General features: G+C 30.6%; 1 protein-coding gene. It reads right to left on the bottom strand.

Annotated features, from left to right (window positions below; genetic code table 11):
- Positions 1 to 123 precede the first annotated feature (123 nt).
- Positions 124 to 785, bottom strand: a 662-nt coding sequence (locus EHQ58_RS18700; RefSeq protein ID WP_167883526.1) for a hypothetical protein, incomplete at its 5' end; no start/stop codon positions are given.

Genomic DNA, 785 nt, shown 5'->3' with positions numbered 1-785 from the left:
GTTAGCGTCGGCGCGACTTCTTGCAGCGCAAGAAGCGTGACGGAGGACAATGTGCCTTTAGGCCGAGCGAGGGCGATAGTCCCGAGCGGAGCGTGTCAGCCGCAGTTATGCGCAGTAATTTATTCAATAATATTTCCTTATCTCATCAGAAAATAGTTTCGCTCGTTTATCAATAAAAGATTTTCTCTCATACTCTTCTGTTGGTATTAAATGTTTTTCAAGGAGCGTTTTCTTCTTGATACCAATTTTCCTCCTCTGTTCTTCCAAATTTAAATCCTTTAATTGTCTGTTGCTTTCTTCCGAGATTAAGGTTAGTAAAAAAATACAATTGTCTTTATACTTTGAATGAGGAAATAAGTGGTGTACTTCTAGTTTATAATAACAATTACTTATTTTTTCATTATTCAAAAAATCTGAAGCATCGTTACTGAGAAGTATTAATTCCAATACTTTTCTTTGATCGGATTGAGATAAAGTATTTAGATTAAAATAATCAGAATCAATATCTGATTTCTTTGAATGCTTATTAAGAATATTGTTGAATTCTGATTTCAAGAACATTTTTCTTGCATCCTTCTTATGGAAAAGATTAATAATTTCATCGAAATCATTTCGTATTAAAACGCTCAAGGAAGAAAATATTTTTATGAAATTTATCATAGCTTCAGAAAACAATGCAGCTTTTTTAACAATTTCTTCCTTTTTATTTTTCGTGATAAAATATATATATATAAAATAATTGAAATAATCGATTATGGTGAAATTGAAATACAAGATTTCAAAAT

This window comes from Leptospira ognonensis, from assembly GCF_004770745.1.
GTDB classification, from domain to species: domain Bacteria; phylum Spirochaetota; class Leptospiria; order Leptospirales; family Leptospiraceae; genus Leptospira_A; species Leptospira_A ognonensis.
This window is presented reverse-complemented; position numbering and strand designations above follow the sequence as displayed.